This window comes from Serratia sp. PAMC26656, assembly GCF_016469055.2.
Taxonomy (GTDB): Bacteria; Pseudomonadota; Gammaproteobacteria; order Enterobacterales; family Enterobacteriaceae; genus Serratia; species Serratia plymuthica.
This window is the reverse complement of sequence record NZ_CP150486.1, coordinates 1,296,077-1,311,465: the sequence shown is the minus strand read 5'-3', so window position 1 is coordinate 1,311,465 and position 15,389 is coordinate 1,296,077. Positions and strand designations below refer to the sequence as shown.

At 55.9% G+C, this 15,389-nt stretch carries 14 protein-coding genes; 13 read left to right on the top strand and 1 reads right to left on the bottom strand.

The annotated features are described in order from the left end of the window. Positions 1-169: 169 nt before the first annotated feature. The 12 genes from miaB (at position 170) to JEM67_RS06710 (ending at position 12,010) form a co-directional block, all read left to right on the top strand. The gene (gene miaB / locus JEM67_RS06765; protein ID WP_013811884.1) at positions 170-1,594 is read left to right on the top strand and encodes a tRNA (N6-isopentenyl adenosine(37)-C2)-methylthiotransferase MiaB; all 1,425 of its coding nucleotides are present in this window, start codon (positions 170-172) and stop codon (positions 1,592-1,594) included. 131 nt (positions 1,595-1,725) lie between these two features. Next, complete coding sequence (locus JEM67_RS06760) at positions 1,726-2,061, top strand: zinc ribbon domain-containing protein YjdM (RefSeq protein WP_013811883.1); 336 nt, start codon at positions 1,726-1,728, stop codon at positions 2,059-2,061. 202 nt (positions 2,062-2,263) lie between these two features. Next, positions 2,264-3,319, top strand: a complete 1,056-nt coding sequence (locus JEM67_RS06755) for a PhoH family protein (protein WP_004949638.1) — start codon at positions 2,264-2,266, stop codon at positions 3,317-3,319. Further along, positions 3,316-3,789: an rRNA maturation RNase YbeY gene (gene ybeY, locus JEM67_RS06750; RefSeq protein WP_004949634.1), complete on the top strand. Its 474-nt coding sequence runs from the start codon at positions 3,316-3,318 to the stop codon at positions 3,787-3,789. The genes JEM67_RS06755 and ybeY overlap by 4 nt, the downstream gene beginning before the upstream one ends. An 83-nt stretch (positions 3,790-3,872) precedes the next feature. Then, positions 3,873-4,751 (top strand): CNNM family magnesium/cobalt transport protein CorC, encoded by an 879-nt coding sequence (corC, locus tag JEM67_RS06745; protein ID WP_006319913.1) that lies wholly within the window; start codon positions 3,873-3,875, stop codon positions 4,749-4,751. A gap of 7 nt (positions 4,752-4,758) precedes the next feature. Further along, positions 4,759-6,288, top strand: coding sequence for an apolipoprotein N-acyltransferase (gene lnt / locus JEM67_RS06740; RefSeq protein WP_199635514.1), 1,530 nt, complete (start codon positions 4,759-4,761; stop codon positions 6,286-6,288). A 385-nt stretch (positions 6,289-6,673) separates the two neighbouring features. Continuing rightward, positions 6,674-7,570, top strand: a complete 897-nt coding sequence (locus JEM67_RS06735) for an amino acid ABC transporter substrate-binding protein (protein WP_199635515.1) — start codon at positions 6,674-6,676, stop codon at positions 7,568-7,570. A 211-nt stretch (positions 7,571-7,781) separates the two neighbouring features. Continuing rightward, complete coding sequence (locus JEM67_RS06730) at positions 7,782-8,522, top strand: amino acid ABC transporter permease (protein ID WP_020438628.1); 741 nt, start codon at positions 7,782-7,784, stop codon at positions 8,520-8,522. Beyond that, the gene (gene gltK / locus JEM67_RS06725) at positions 8,522-9,196 is read left to right on the top strand and encodes a glutamate/aspartate ABC transporter permease GltK (RefSeq protein ID WP_013811879.1); all 675 of its coding nucleotides are present in this window, start codon (positions 8,522-8,524) and stop codon (positions 9,194-9,196) included. The genes JEM67_RS06730 and gltK overlap by 1 nt, the downstream gene beginning before the upstream one ends. Further along, positions 9,196-9,921, top strand: coding sequence for an amino acid ABC transporter ATP-binding protein (locus tag JEM67_RS06720; protein ID WP_006319906.1), 726 nt, complete (start codon positions 9,196-9,198; stop codon positions 9,919-9,921). The genes gltK and JEM67_RS06720 overlap by 1 nt, the downstream gene beginning before the upstream one ends. A 309-nt stretch (positions 9,922-10,230) precedes the next feature. Further along, a complete protein-coding gene (rihA, locus tag JEM67_RS06715) occupies positions 10,231-11,163 on the top strand; it encodes a pyrimidine-specific ribonucleoside hydrolase RihA (protein WP_199635516.1) in 933 nt (310 codons plus the stop codon). 148 nt (positions 11,164-11,311) lie between these two features. Next, positions 11,312-12,010 (top strand): FMN-dependent NADH-azoreductase, encoded by a 699-nt coding sequence (locus JEM67_RS06710; protein WP_199635517.1) that lies wholly within the window; start codon positions 11,312-11,314, stop codon positions 12,008-12,010. A 46-nt stretch (positions 12,011-12,056) separates the two neighbouring features. Here the strand turns inward: JEM67_RS06710 and JEM67_RS06705 are convergent, their stop codons facing one another. Then, positions 12,057-12,539, bottom strand: coding sequence for a zinc ribbon-containing protein (locus JEM67_RS06705; RefSeq protein ID WP_004949608.1), 483 nt, complete (start codon positions 12,537-12,539; stop codon positions 12,057-12,059). A gap of 266 nt (positions 12,540-12,805) precedes the next feature. On the opposite strand from JEM67_RS06705, the gene leuS reads away from it, so the two are divergent. Then, complete coding sequence (gene leuS / locus JEM67_RS06700; protein ID WP_199635518.1) at positions 12,806-15,388, top strand: leucine--tRNA ligase; 2,583 nt, start codon at positions 12,806-12,808, stop codon at positions 15,386-15,388. Position 15,389: the final 1 nt, after the last annotated feature.

The window sequence follows — 15,389 nt, the reverse complement described above, 5'->3', positions numbered from 1 at the left end:
GCCATCCCAACGGGCACGGCGTTTGGCATCAGTGTACCGGATTTTTAATTGCGCATCAGGTCGCATACCGTTTTCCCCGCGCTGGTCACAACGGCGCCAAATGATTACAATACGCCCCCTGCATGTCGCGTATCGCAACTTTCGCTCCGCACTGAATAATGGCAAGTCAATGACCAAAAAACTGCATATCAAAACCTGGGGCTGCCAGATGAATGAATATGATTCATCAAAAATGGCAGACTTACTGGGAAGCACACACGGTTTCGAATGGACCGACAACGCTGAAGAAGCGGATGTACTGTTGCTGAATACCTGCTCAATCCGTGAAAAAGCGCAGGAAAAAGTTTTCGCCATGTTAGGGCGCTGGAAACTGCTGAAAGAAAAGAACCCGGCGTTGATCATCGGCGTTGGCGGCTGCGTGGCTTCTCAGGAAGGCGAACACATTCGCAGCCGCGCACCTTGCGTCGACGTTGTGTTTGGCCCGCAGACCTTGCACCGCCTGCCGGAAATGATCAACCACGTGCGGGGCACCCGCAGCCCAATCGTCGACATCAGCTTCCCGGAGATCGAGAAGTTCGACCGCCTGCCGGAACCGCGCGCCGAAGGCCCAACCGCCTTTGTCTCCATTATGGAAGGCTGCAACAAATACTGTACTTTCTGCGTGGTGCCTTACACCCGCGGCGAGGAAGTGAGTCGCCCAAGCGATGACGTGCTGTTCGAGATCGCCCAACTGGCGGCGCAGGGCGTGCGTGAAGTGAACCTGCTCGGCCAGAACGTCAACGCCTACCGTGGTGCCACCTACGACGGCGGCATCTGTTCGTTTGCCGAACTGCTGCGTTTGGTGGCAGCGATTGACGGCATCGACCGTATCCGTTTCACCACCAGCCATCCGATTGAATTCACCGACGACATCATCGCGGTGTATCAAGACACGCCAGAACTGGTCAGCTTCCTGCATCTCCCGGTACAGAGCGGCTCAGATCGCATACTGACCATGATGAAACGCGCACACACCGCATTGGAATACAAAGCGATCATTCGCAAGCTGCGCAAAGCGCGCCCGGCTATCCAACTCAGCTCTGACTTTATCATCGGCTTCCCGGGGGAAACCCAGGCCGACTTCGAACAAACCATGAACCTTGTCGCCGAAATTAACTTCGACGCCAGCTTCAGTTTTATCTATTCGTCACGCCCGGGCACCCCGGCGGCCGATATGGTGGACGACGTCAGCGAAGACGAAAAGAAACAGCGCCTGTATATCCTGCAGGATCGCATCAACCAGCAGGTGATGCAGTTCAGCCGCCGCATGCTCGGTACCGTGCAGCGTATTCTGGTTGAAGGCACCTCACGCAAAAGCGTGATGGAGCTGGCCGGTCGCACCGAATGCAACCGTATGGTGAACTTTGAAGGCACACCGGATATGATCGGCCAATTCGTTGATGTGGAAATCACCGAGGTAATGACCAACACACTGCGTGGCGCAGTGGTGCGTACCGAACAGCAGATGGATCTGCGCGTACATGAATCCCCGCAGTCGGTGATCGCCCGTACCCGCAAAGAAAATGCGCTGGGTGTCGGCACTTACCAGCCCTGACGCCGTTTCGGCATTGCCGTAAGCCGTGGTGCCTGTCGCCACGTTAACGTTTATCCTTATTATTTCTCCGCCGGGCGCTTGCGTCCGGTGATGTTCTTTTTTGTTTTTTTATTATTAAGAGGCGACATAGCATGCAACTCCCACACTGCCCGAAGTGCAACTCCGAATACACCTATCAGGACAATGCGATGTTTATCTGCCCTGAATGTGCCCATGAGTGGAGCGACAGTGCGCCTGCAGCGGACAGCGATACCTTGATTGTCAAAGACGCCAACGGCAACCTGCTGGCCGACGGCGATGCCGTGACCGTAGTGAAAGATCTGAAGGTCAAAGGCAGTTCCTCGATGCTGAAAATTGGTACCAAGGTGAAGAACATTCGCCTGGTGGAAGGCGACCACAACATTGACTGTAAAATCGATGGTTTTGGCCCGATGAAGCTGAAATCCGAATTCGTGAAAAAGAACTGATCCCCACACAATTACGCGGCTGTTTTTGCCGCGTTTTTTCCTCTCTCGGCCCTTGAATTACGCCGCCGGCGCACAGATAGATCATGGGTAAACTTGCGCCAGTGCGGCACACCATGAATAATTCAAGGTAGAAACGTCAGGGTTTGCCCTGAATGCGCGTACCGAAAATCAACCAGGCCCGATGTGAGCCTTGAGGAATAGTTTGAACGTCGCAACACAAGAAATTTTGTTAGAGCCAGCAGACAATAAGCGATTGCTCAGCCTGTGCGGCCCATTTGATGACAATATCAAACAGATCGAACGCCGGTTGGGGATCGAGATCAACCGCCGTGACAACCGTTTTAAATTGGTTGGCAAAAACCCGTGCGTGGTTGCCGCCGCCGATATCTTGCGCCACCTGTACGTGGACACCGCGCCCATTCGCGGCGTGATCCCGGATATCGACCCGGAACAGATCCATCTGGCGATCAAAGAAAGCCGGGTGCTTGAGCAGGTAGCCGACAGCGTGCCGGATTACGGCAAAGCGGTGACCATCAAAACCAAGCGCGGCATGGTGAAACCGCGCACGCCGAATCAGGCGCAGTACATCGCCAATATTCTCGATCACGACATCACTTTCGGGATTGGGCCGGCGGGGACCGGGAAAACCTATCTGGCCGTCGCCGCTGCGGTAGACGCCCTGGAGCGCCAAGAGATTCGCCGCATTCTTCTGACGCGCCCGGCGGTTGAAGCCGGTGAAAAACTGGGCTTCCTGCCGGGGGATCTGAGTCAGAAGGTCGATCCTTACCTGCGCCCACTGTACGACGCCCTGTTCGAAATGCTGGGCTTTGAGCGCGTGGAGAAGTTGATCGAACGCAACGTGATTGAGGTTGCGCCGCTGGCATACATGCGCGGCCGCACCCTGAACGATGCGTTTATCATTCTCGATGAGAGCCAGAACACCACCATCGAACAGATGAAGATGTTCCTGACGCGCATCGGCTTCAACTCGAAGGCGGTGATTACCGGTGACGTGACGCAGATTGACCTGCCGCGCAACCAGAAATCCGGCCTTCGCCATGCGATAGAAGTCCTGTCGGATGTCGAAGAACTGAGCTTCAACTTCTTCCATAGCGAAGACGTGGTACGCCACCCGGTGGTAGCACGCGTGGTTATCGCCTATGAAGCCTGGGAAGCCGCCGAACAAAAACGCAAAGACGCGATTGCCGAACAACGTAAGCACGAGGCCATCATCGCCTCCGGGCAGGAGACACTATGAGCCAGGTGATTTTGGATCTGCAGATTGCCTGTGCAGACAGCAACGGCCTGCCGGACGAAGCCACCTTCCAGCGTTGGCTGGAAGGCGTGCTGCCGCAGTTTCAGGAAGAGGCCGAGGTCACCATTCGCCTGGTGGACGAAGCCGAAAGCAACGAACTGAACCTGACTTACCGCGGGAAAGACAAACCGACCAACGTGCTGTCCTTCCCGTTCGAAGCCCCACCGGGTATCGAGCTGCCGCTGCTCGGCGATCTGATCATCTGCCGTCAGGTCGTTGAACAGGAAGCGGTTGAGCAAGACAAGGCGCTGGAGGCCCACTGGGCGCATATGGTTGTCCATGGCAGCCTTCATCTGCTAGGGTATGACCACATCGAAGACGATGAAGCCGAAGAAATGGAGTCTTTGGAAACCGAAATCATGCACGGCCTGGGCTATCCGGACCCGTACCTGGCGGAAAAAGACCCCCTCTGACGTCAGCTGATTCCCCGCAGCCCCTGTAAGGGGCTGTCGCTGACGCCCCTAACTCTTACATGAGTGATATTAACTAAAACGCCATGAGCGACGACCATTCACAAAGCAATGACAGCCCCAGTCCCAAGAAGGGGTTCTTTACTCTCATCCTTAACCAGCTGTTCCACGGCGAACCGAAAAACCGTGGCGATCTGGTAGAGCTGATCCGTGATTCCGAGCAAAACGACCTGATCGATCCCGATACCCGAGACATGCTGGAAGGCGTGATGGATATCGCCGAGCAGCGCGTGCGCGATATCATGATCCCGCGTTCCCAGATGGTCACGCTCAAGCGTAACCAGACTCTGGAAGAGTGCCTGGACGTGATTATTGAATCCGCCCACTCGCGCTTCCCGGTGATCAGCGAAGATAAAGATCACATCGAAGGCATTCTGATGGCCAAGGATCTGCTGCCGTTTATGCGCGCAGAGTCTGAGCCGTTCAGCATCGATAAGGTGCTGCGCACCGCGGTGGTGGTGCCCGAAAGCAAGCGTGTTGATCGGATGCTGAAGGAGTTCCGCTCCCAGCGCTATCATATGGCGATTGTCATTGACGAATTCGGCGGCGTTTCCGGTCTGGTCACCATCGAAGACATTCTGGAACTGATTGTCGGCGAAATCGAAGACGAATATGACGACGAGGAAGATCTGGATATCCGCCAGCTTAGCCGCCATATGTATACCGTGCGGGCATTGGCACCGATTGAAGACTTCAACGAGGCCTTTAATACGCACTTCAGCGACGACGAGGTCGACACCATCGGCGGCCTGGTGATGCAGGCCTTCGGGCACCTGCCTGCGCGCGGGGAAACCATTGAAATCGAAGGTTACCTGTTTAAGGTTGCGATGGCCGACAGTCGACGTATCATCCAGGTTCATGTAAAAATTCCGGACGACTCTCCGCAACCGAAACTGGAAGACTAAATCAAACATGGCTAAAGCCTCTTTCCTTGAACGCCAGCGGGTTCGCGCCCTGCTGGCGCTGTTGTCTGGTGCCGGCGGCGCGCTGGCGTTTTCTCCTTACGATATTTGGCCTGCGGCCATTGTCTCCCTGTTCGGCCTGCTGTCCGTAACCCTGAACCGCACCACCAGACAATCCGCCCTGCTCGGCTTCTGCTGGGGGTTCGGTCTGTTTGGCGCCGGCGTCAACTGGGTTTACGTCAGCATTGCCGACTTCGGCGGCATGCCGTTCGCCGTCAATATTTTCCTGGTCGCGCTGCTGGCCGCTTACCTGGCGTTGTATACCGGGCTGTTCGCCGGGTTGCTGGCGCGCCTGTGGCCAACCACCAGTTGGTACCGTCTGGCGATTGCCGCGCCGGTGTTGTGGCAAGTGACCGAGTTTCTGCGCGGCTGGGTGTTGACCGGTTTCCCCTGGTTGCAGTTCGGCTACAGCCAGCTCAACGGCCCGCTGAAAGGCGTCGCGCCGCTGCTGGGGGTTGATGCCATCACCTTCATGCTGATGGCGATCGCCGGGTTGCTGGTCTATGCCATCAATCAACGCCGCGTCGCCGCAGCGGCCATTGCCGTCGCGCTGCTGCTCTTGCCCTGGCCGCTGCGTCAGTTGCAGTGGTTTACCCCGCAGCCGGAGAAAGCGGTGAATGTCGCCATGGTGCAAGGCAACATCGCCCAATCGATGAAGTGGGATCCCAAAGCGCTGGTCAGCACGCTGCAAACCTATCTGGATGAAACCCGTCCTTACATGGGCAAGGCGCCGATCATCATCTGGCCGGAATCCGCCATCCCGGATTACGAAGCCAGCCAGAACGGTTTCCTGACCATGATGGACGACCTGATGCGCGCCAAAAACAGCAGCCTGATCACCGGCATTGTCGATGTGCGCGCTACCCCACAGGGCCAGCAAATCTATAACAGCGCCATTGTATTGGGTGAACAGACACCGTACGTCTACCCGGCTAAAGACCGCTATAACAAGCATCATCTGGTGCCGTTCGGTGAGTTTGTGCCGCTGGAGACGCTGTTGCGGCCACTGGCGCCGTTCTTCGATCTGCCGATGTCGTCCTTCAGCCGCGGCGATTACGTTCAACCACAACTGAGCGTGAAGGGCTATAACCTGACAGCCGCGATCTGTTATGAGATTGTTCTCGGCCAGCAGGTGCGCGATAACTTCCGCCCGGACACCAATTTCCTGCTAACCCTCTCCAATGACGCCTGGTTCGGCCATTCCATCGGCCCTTGGCAGCACTTCCAGATGGCGCGCATGCGTGCGCTGGAGTTGGGGCGCCCGCTGTTGCGCAGCACCAACAATGGCGTAACCGCCGCCGTTGACGCCAACGGCGAGGTGATTGCCGAGATCCCGCAGTTCACCCGCAGCGTGCTCGAGGTGAAAGTCACCCCGACCACCGGCATTACGCCATACGCCCGTTTTGGCGCCACACCGCTGTGGATCATCACCCTGCTGCTTGGCGGCATGGCGTTGATGCTAGGCCTGCGTCGCAGGTAATCTCACGCGGTGCGCAGTTCAGTGAACTGCGCACCGCGCTCCTGTCCCCATATCAAATACCCATCAAATCAACGCTTCTGGCACACTCCTTGCTTTAATTACTTTGTGATTTAAGACCGATTTACTTTTACTGACGTTTTGTCGCACTTACGCACAACTTGAGAGCACCACTGGCACCGGAAAGGTGCATCAGGGTTTTGTTGCATTAATTTGGTGCGTGTGGCGTCTCAAAAAATGAAACATTTTAGTTTCATTGTGTTCACAATCGGCTATTTTCTAACGGTTATCTGTTCCAAGACTATCTTTATATCTTGAGTAAGAGATCCCCCGTTTTAAACCTGACGCTCTTGAGTCAGAACCACGACAACAGCAAAGGAGCTGGACCATGCAAATGCGTAAATTGGCGTTATCGTTACTGCTGATCGGTATGGCGGGTAACGTAGCCCATGCGGAAGAACTGACCGGTACGCTGAAGAAAATCAAAGACAACGGCGTGATCGTTGTCGGCCACCGCGAATCGTCAGTGCCGTTCTCCTACTACGACAACCAGCAGAAAGTTGTGGGCTACTCCCAGGACTACTCCAACCAAATCGTTGATGCTGTTAAGAAAAAACTGAACATGCCCGATCTGCAGGTAAAAATGCTGCCGATCACCTCGCAGAACCGTATCCCGCTGCTGCAGAACGGCACCTTTGATTTTGAATGCGGTTCAACCACCAACAACGTTGAGCGTCAAAAACAGGCGGCCTTCTCCGACACCATCTTCGTGGTCGGTACCCGCTTGCTGGTGAAAAAAGGTTCTGACGTCAAAGACTTCAAAGACCTGGCCGGCAAACCGGTAGTGGTCACCTCCGGCACAACGTCAGAAGTGCTGCTGAACAAACTGAACGACAGCGGCAAGATGAACATGCGCATCATCAGCGCCAAAGACCACGGTGACTCGTTCCGTACCCTGGAAAGCGGCCGCGCCGTAGCCTTTATGATGGATGACGCGCTACTGGCGGGCGAACGTGCCAAAGCGAAGAAGCCGGATCAATGGGAAATTCTCGGCACGCCGCAGTCGAAAGAAGCTTACGGCTGTATGCTGCGTAAAGACGACACCGAGTTCAAAAAACTGGTCGATGACACCATCGCTCAGGCCCAAACCTCTGGTGAAGCGGCAAAATGGTTTGATAAATGGTTCAACCAGCCAATTCCACCAAAGAACCTCAACATGAACTTCGCCCTGTCAGACGACATGAAGCAGCTGTTCAAAGAGCCTAACGATAAAGCACTGAACTAATAGAAAGAGAGCTGGTGCGGCCATCAGGCCAAACCAGCCCTGTTGATGGCTGGGACAGACAGGAATGAGGGGGGCCGTTCCCCTCCCTCATTTTCCCCCTAACTCACAACCGATATCCGCCCACATAAGCCAGCCTGACTGGCCGCGATGCGATCGGCGCTGAATAGTCATCAATCTTTAGGCGCTCTGCGCCCGCTTAACGGAGTTTGTTATGTCAATAGATTGGAACTGGGGTATTTTCCTGCAGCAGGCCCCGTTTGGGAATACCACCTACCTAGGCTGGATTTGGTCCGGCTTCCAGGTCACGGTAGCCCTCTCCGTCTGTGCATGGATTATCGCTTTCTTTGTCGGTTCGCTGTTCGGTATTTTACGTACCGTGCCAAACCGTTTTCTTTCCGCTCTCGGCACCTGCTACGTCGAACTGTTCCGTAATGTACCGCTGATTGTGCAATTCTTTACCTGGTATCTGGTGATGCCGGAGCTGCTGCCGGCCAATCTTGGCATGTGGTTCAAAACCGAACTCGATCCTAACGTCCAGTTCTTTATCTCCTCCATGCTGTGCCTCGGGCTGTTTACCGCCGCCCGTGTATGCGAGCAAGTACGCGCCGCGATTCAGTCCCTGCCGCGTGGCCAACGCGCCGCCGGGCTGGCCATGGGCCTGACGCTGCCGCAAACCTATCGCTATGTGCTGTTACCGAACGCCTACCGGGTGATTGTGCCGCCGATGACCTCGGAAATGCTCAACCTGGTCAAAAACTCCGCCATCGCTTCAACCATTGGCCTGGTGGATATGGCGGCTCAGGCCGGTAAGCTGCTGGATTACTCCGCACATGCCTATGAATCCTTTACCGCCATTACGCTGGCCTATATCGGCATCAACGCCGTGATCATGCTGTTCATGCGTCTGGTAGAGAAGAAAGTGCAGTTGCCTGGCAATATGGGGAGTAAATAATGTACGAATTTGACTGGGCATCCATTGTCCCAAGCTTCCCTTACCTGCTGCAAGGGTTGGTCATCACGCTGAAGATCACCGTGACCGCCATCGTTTTCGGTATCCTCTGGGGCACCATTTTGGCGGTCATGCGTCTGTCGCCCATCAAGCCTATCAGCTGGTTTGCCACACTCTACGTCAACCTTTTCCGTTCCGTGCCGCTGGTGATGGTGCTGCTGTGGTTCTACCTGGTGGTTCCAAGCTTATTACAACAAGTTCTGGGGTTGTCGCCGAAAACCGATATTCGCCTGATCTCAGCTATGGTAGCCTTTTCCCTGTTTGAAGCGGCCTATTACTCGGAAATTATCCGCGCAGGCATTATCAGTATTTCCCGCGGCCAGTCTTCCGCCGCGCTGGCGCTGGGCATGACCCACTGGCAGTCGATGAAACTGGTGATCCTGCCGCAGGCGTTCCGCGCCATGGTTCCGCTGCTGCTGACTCAGGGCATCGTACTGTTCCAGGATACTTCGCTGGTCTACGTGCTGAGCCTGGCCGACTTCTTCCGTACCGCCTCAACCATCGGCGAGCGCGACGGTACACAGGTTGAAATGATCCTGTTCGCCGGCTTTGTTTATTTTGTTATCAGTATCGCCGCCTCGGCGCTGGTAAGCTATTTGAAGAAAAGGACTGTTTGATGATATCCCTGAAAAATGTTTCTAAGTGGTACGGTCACTTTCAGGTTCTGACCGATTGCACCACAGAAGTAAAAAAAGGCGAGGTGGTGGTAGTCTGTGGTCCTTCAGGCTCGGGCAAATCTACCCTGATCAAAACCGTCAACGGTCTGGAGCCGATTCAGCAAGGCGATATCCTGGTGAACGGCACCGCGGTCAACAACAAGAGCACCAACCTGGCGCAGCTGCGTTCCAAAGTGGGCATGGTATTCCAGCACTTTGAGCTGTTCCCGCATCTGTCGATCATCGATAATCTGACGCTGGCGCAGGTAAAAGTACTCAAACGCGATAAAGCCGCCTCCCGAGAGAAAGGCCTGAAGTTGCTGGAGCGCGTCGGCCTGACTGCCCATGCCAACAAGTTCCCTGGGCAACTTTCCGGTGGCCAGCAGCAGCGTGTGGCTATCGCCCGCGCGCTGTGCATGGACCCGATCGCCATGCTGTTCGATGAACCGACCTCCGCGCTTGATCCGGAAATGATCAACGAAGTGCTGGACGTCATGGTCGAGCTGGCGCAAGAAGGCATGACCATGATGGTGGTGACCCACGAAATGGGCTTTGCCCGTAAGGTGGCCCACCGGGTGATCTTTATGGACGAAGGCAAAATTGTCGAAGACCGCAACAAAGACGACTTCTTCAACAACCCGGAGTCCGAACGCGCAAAAGACTTCCTGGCCAAGATCCTGCATTGATTCATTGACACTATGCGCCCCGCCCGGGGCGCATTCCCCCCCTTTCCCGGCACTAAAAGCGCTTGTTTCTCCCCTGTTTTGATCCGATGCTCACAGCATAACTCTACCCTATGGCTTTCAAGTTGACCGCTCAAGCCGCATCCATGCGCTCGCGGCATTTGTACATCCTTGTACAGCACAGCCAGGCGACCAGCTCGCTCATCCCCGGGCGCTGACTAAAGTCAAGTCACTGGGGTGAGCGACAAATCTGTAGGGAACAGATTTGAACGCTGCGGCTTGAAAGACGACGGGTAAACAAAGGAGATAAACATGCCCCGCTCTATCATTATCGACTGCGACCCCGGCCTGGACGACGCCATTGCCCTTGCCATGGCGCTACGCTCGCCGGAACTGGACATCAAGGCCATCACCACTTCCGCCGGCAACCAGACGCCGGAGAAAACTCTGCATAACGCGCTTGGCCTGCTGACGCTGATGAAACGCGAAGATATCCCCGTCGCTGCCGGTGCCGCAGCACCGCTGATGCGCGCGCTGGTGATTGCCGATCATGTCCACGGCAAAACAGGTATGGGTAATACCCATCTGCCAACGCCAACGATAAAACCGGTCACGCAAACCGCCGTGGAACTGATAGCCGGGCTGCTGCGCAGCAGCCCGCAACCGATCACCCTGGTGGTCACCGGCCCGATGACCAATATCGCCCTGTTACTGGCCCAGCATGCCGAGCTGAAAGGCAACATCGAGCGCATTGTATTTATGGGCGGCGGAATGAATGCCGGCAACGCCACGCCGGTGGCGGAATTCAATATCTTTGTCGATCCCGAAGCCGCAGAAATAGTGCTGAAGTCCGGCGTGCCGCTGACCATGGCCGGGTTGAACATCACCCATCAGGCGCTGGTGCTGCCGCAGGATATCGAACGTATCCGCCAGATTAGCAATCCGGTGGCACAGGCGGTTGCAGAGATGCTCGATTTCTATCTGCCGCTGTACCTCAGCCACCCACGCGGGTTGCCGGGTGCCGCAATGCACGATCCCTGCACCATCGCCTGGCTGCTGGCACCGCAGCTGTTTACCGGCATCGAACGCTGGGTCGGCGTGGAAACCAAAGGGGAATATACCGTCGGCATGACGGTGGTGGATGACTTCCAGCAGAGCGGTAAACCGGCCAACGTTGAAGTACTGACCGGTATTGATCGTGAAGGATTTATCGAACTGCTGATTGAACGCGTGGCGCGTTACTGATTGGCCGGGGCGCTCACTGCGCCCCGTTACATTCAATTTTTTTGATTTAACTCAGCGAATTTTTACGCTATCACTGACTGCGGCTTGCCTCTAAGATGCCTCATACACCGCATCACTAACACCTTAGAGCAAGTCTGGAGATAGCCCAATGAGTCGTATACTGGTCCTGAAATCAAGTATTCTGGGCGATTATTCCCAGTCTGCAAAATTAGTCGATTTTTTTGTTGAACAGTGGCGTGAAGCACATCCGAATGACACATTTACCGTTCGTGATCTGGCCAACCCAACCCTGCCCGAGCTGGATGGCGAAGTGGTTGGCGGTTTTAACGCCGGTGATAATCCCTTGACGCAGCACCAAAAAGAGACGCTGGCGCTTTCCGATGAGCTGATTGCTGAATTGAAATCGCACGACACTGTCATCATCGGTGCCCCAATGTACAATTTCAATATTCCTACCCAACTGAAAATTTATTTCGATCTGGTGGCGCGCGCCGGCCAAACCTTCCGTTACACCTCTGAAGGTGCGGAAGGCCTGGTTACCGGGAAAAAAGCGATCGTGATCTCCAGCCGCGGCGGTATCCACGCCGATACGCCAACCGATCTGATCACCCCTTATCTGAAGCTGTTCCTCGGGTTTATCGGCATCACCGACGTAGAATTCGTGCTGGCGGAAGGTTTTGCCTATGGGCCGGAAGTCGCTGAAAAAGCCGCGCAAGACAGCCGCATTGCCGTGACGCAAAAGGTGCCGGCCAGGGCGCAATTAGCCCCGGCAGCCCAGCCTGCGGCGCTGCAAACCCCGGCGAGCGGCGGTTTTCTGAGTAATCTGGTGAAAAAGCTCTTCGGCTGATCGCCTCCCCTCATCCTGATTTGCCAAGAAGGATGAGGGGTAACACTCAAGGTTCGAAGGGGCGACGCTGGAACTGGTCATGGCCGCACTTAGGGCACAGCGGCAGCACTTCCGGCGTGTAAAACGCCAAATGATGGTGGCATTGCTCGCACACCAGATTGCCCAACCCGACCACCTCACCACTGTGGTAGACGCCGTGATGGCTGACGTCTTTAAACACTTCTCGCCATTCCAACTGGGTTTTGTCCGTAATATCCGCCAACTCCTGCCACAGGCTCTCCTTGATGACCCGCATAAAAACGCTGTCGGTAAACTCGCCCTTGCTTTCCTGGTAACTGCGGGCGAACTCTTCCAGGTCGCGCCGTACCGCCTGGATAACCTGTTCCACCTCACCGCGCGTCAATTCACCCGCTTCGTTCAGCCGTTTTTCGGCGCCGGCGACCAATTCGTCAATATCACGCTCTCCATTTTTCAGGCGTTCGGTCAGAGATGCCACCAATTCGCGGTAATACTGAGCAACCTTGTTCATATTCTCTCCTCGATGAACTTACGTGACAGGGCTTATCTCCTAAAACTATCTCTTATCATTTTAGTCGTAAATTGCTGATGTCACTTGGCAAGGCACGGGATCCTCAAGATGTGAGTCATGTCATGGCGGGGATTTTTTAAATGCGCCGAGTCGGGCGCTTGGTGTTGTTGCCGGGAGGTCTTATCAGCTATGCTATGCGGATCTATAAGTACTCAACAGAATGCTACGGATGTAGCTGTTTTACACCTACAGGACCACCAGCCGCCATGCAAGAGCAATACCGTCCAGAAGACATAGAATCGAACGTACAGCTTCACTGGCAAGAGAAGCAAACTTTCAAGGTTACCGAAGACGCGAGCAAGGAAAAGTACTACTGCCTATCCATGCTGCCCTATCCATCAGGCCGTCTGCACATGGGACACGTTCGTAACTACACTATCGGCGACGTGATCTCGCGCTATCAACGCATGCTGGGCAAAAACGTGCTGCAGCCGATCGGCTGGGATGCGTTCGGCCTGCCGGCGGAAGGCGCTGCGGTTAAAAACAACACCGCACCGGCTCCGTGGACCTACGACAACATCGAATACATGAAGAACCAGCTGAAACTGCTGGGCTTCGGCTATGACTGGGATCGCGAGATCGCCACCTGCGATCCGGATTACTACCGTTGGGAACAGTGGTTCTTCACCAAGCTGTACGAAAAAGGCCTGGTCTACAAGAAAACCTCTGCCGTCAACTGGTGCCCGCACGATCTGACCGTGCTGGCCAACGAACAGGTTATCGACGGCTGCTGCTGGCGCTGCGACACCAAGGTCGAGCGTAAAGAGATCCCGCAGTGGTTCATCAAAATTACCGACTACGCCGATCAGTTGCTCAACGATCTGGATACGCTGGAAAGCTGGCCAGAACAGGTGAAAACCATGCAGCGCAACTGGATTGGCCGTTCCGAAGGGGTGGACATCACCTTTGACGTGGCGGGCAGCGACGAGAAGCTGACCGTTTATACCACCCGTCCGGATACCTTCATGGGCGCCACCTATGTGGCCGTCGCGGCGGGCCACCCGCTGGCGCAACAGGGTGCGGTGAATAACCCGGCGCTGGCTGAATTTATCGAAGAGTGCCGCAATACCAAAGTGGCCGAAGCCGACATGGCGACGATGGAGAAGAAAGGCATGCCGACCGGCCTGTTCGCCATTCATCCGCTGTCCGGCGAGAAGGTGCCGGTTTGGGTTGCCAACTTCGTCTTGATGGAATACGGCACCGGCGCAGTGATGGCGGTTCCGGCTCACGACCAGCGCGACTGGGAGTTCGCCACCAAATATAGCCTGCCGATCAAACCGGTCGTGCTGACGCTCGACGGCAGCCAGCCGGACGTACACGCTGAAGCGATGACCGAAAAAGGCGCTCTGTTCAACTCCGGCGAGTTCGATGGTCTGGATCACGAAGCCGGTTTCAACGCCATTGCCGACAAACTGGTCGCCAAGGGCGTGGGCCAACGCAAGGTCAACTACCGTCTGCGCGACTGGGGTGTGTCTCGTCAACGTTACTGGGGCGCACCGATCCCGATGGTGACGCTGGAAGACGGCACCGTAATGCCAACCCCGGAAGACCAACTGCCGGTGATCCTGCCGGAAGACGTAGTGATGGACGGCATTACCAGCCCGATCAAAGCCGATCCCGAGTGGGCGAAAACCACCGTTAACGGCCAGCCGGCGCTGCGTGAAACCGACACCTTTGACACCTTTATGGAATCCTCCTGGTACTACGCGCGCTACACTTGCCCGCAGTACGACCAGGGCATGCTGGATCCGGCCGCCGCCAACTACTGGCTGCCGGTGGACCAGTATGTCGGCGGTATCGAACACGCCATCATGCACCTGATGTATTTCCGCTTCTTCCACAAACTGCTGCGTGACGCAGGCATGGTTGATTCCGACGAGCCGGCAAAACGCCTGCTGTGCCAGGGCATGGTACTGGCGGATGCCTTCTATTACACCGGCAACAGCGGCGAGCGCGTGTGGGTTTCCCCGGTCGACGCCACCGTTGAACGCGACGACAAAGGCCGCATTGTTAAAGCCACCGATCCACAAGGCCGCGAACTGGTCTATGCTGGCATGAGCAAAATGTCGAAGTCGAAAAACAACGGCATCGACCCGCAGGTGATGGTCGAGAAATACGGCGCGGATACCGTGCGTCTGTTCATGATGTTCGCCTCGCCGGCGGAAATGACGCTGGAATGGCAGGAATCCGGTGTGGAAGGGGCAAACCGCTTCCTGAAACGCGTTTGGAAACTGGCCTACGAACACCTTGAGAAAGGCGCTGTCCAGCCGCTGAACGTCGCGGCGCTGAACGAAGATCAGAAAGCGCTGCGCCGTGATCTGCATAAGACCATCGCCAAAGTGACCGATGATATTGGCCGTCGTCAGACCTTCAACACCGCCATTGCGGCCGTGATGGAGCTGATGAACAAACTGGCCCGCGCGCCGCAGGAAAGCGAGCAGGATCGCGCTCTGCTGCAGGAAGCGTTGCTGTCCGTCGTTCGTATGCTGTATCCGTTTACCCCGCACGTTTGCTTCTCACTGTGGCAGGCGTTGGGCGGCGAAGGCGATGTGGATACCGCAGCCTGGCCACAGGCTGATGAGCAGGCGATGGTCGAAGACTCCAAGCTGGTCGTGGTACAGGTAAACGGCAAAGTTCGCGCTAAAATCACTGTGGCAGCAGATGCAACCGAAGAGCAGGTACGTGCGCGTGCCGCCGAGGAACATCTGGTCGCTAAATATCTGGACGGGGTTACGGTTCGTAAAGTGATCTATGTTCCGGGCAAATTGCTTAACCTGGTTGTGGGTTAAC